A 734-nucleotide genomic window follows, 5' to 3' on the forward strand; every position below is an offset into this window, starting at 1 on the left:
AATCACTGATGGGACAGCTATATCCGGACTTTCATGCGCCAATTCCTTCGATGTCCGTGATCCAATTGAACTGTTCAGAGTCAACCACTAGTTCATTTGCTATTCCTGTGGGTGAAAGAGTCGAAGTTAGTGCCCCTGGATATCAAGATTGTCAGTTTCGAACCGGTTACCCGACAACAATGTATCCACTCGATATTATCTCTGGTTCATTTGAGAACGCGCCTTTCAAGCCTACTGGCTCCAAGTGGGAGCACAATGCGCACTCTGTACTAAGGTGTCAGCTGAGTGCTCATGATTCAGAGTCCTCTATCAATTCCATGGGTATTGATTGTTTGCGTTTGTACTTAAATGGACAGACGCAATTAACACTCAAGCTATATCAAATGTTATTCCAAAGTTTGATTGGTCTTTCAATCGTATTGGATGGTAAAGAAATCATGCCTCTAACTAAGAGGCATCTTCAATCGGTTGGTTTTGGGGACGAGGAACAAGTCGTCCCTTACAGTAAGAGAAGTTTTTCGGGATCTCGTTTATTGGTCGAGTACCTTCATTTTCCAGAAAAATTCATGTTCTTTGACTTGATCGAGCTCGGCTTAGATAAGTTAGAGATTCAAGGGCAGGTCGAGATTTGCTTTTACTTCGATACAAGCGATGACTGGCTACCAAAGCAAGTAGACGAGGAAAGTGTCATGGTTGGCTGTGTTCCCATTGTAAATCTGTTCAAATCAACCATG

At 42.8% G+C, this 734-nt stretch carries 1 protein-coding gene; it reads left to right on the top strand.

Features of this window, described 5'->3' with window-relative positions:
* Positions 1–734 (top strand): type VI secretion system baseplate subunit TssF (locus tag R7190_RS27210; RefSeq protein ID WP_318137847.1); only part of this gene is annotated, 734 nt, incomplete at both ends.

The sequence above is a fragment of the Vibrio sp. 1078-1 genome, from assembly GCF_033340475.1.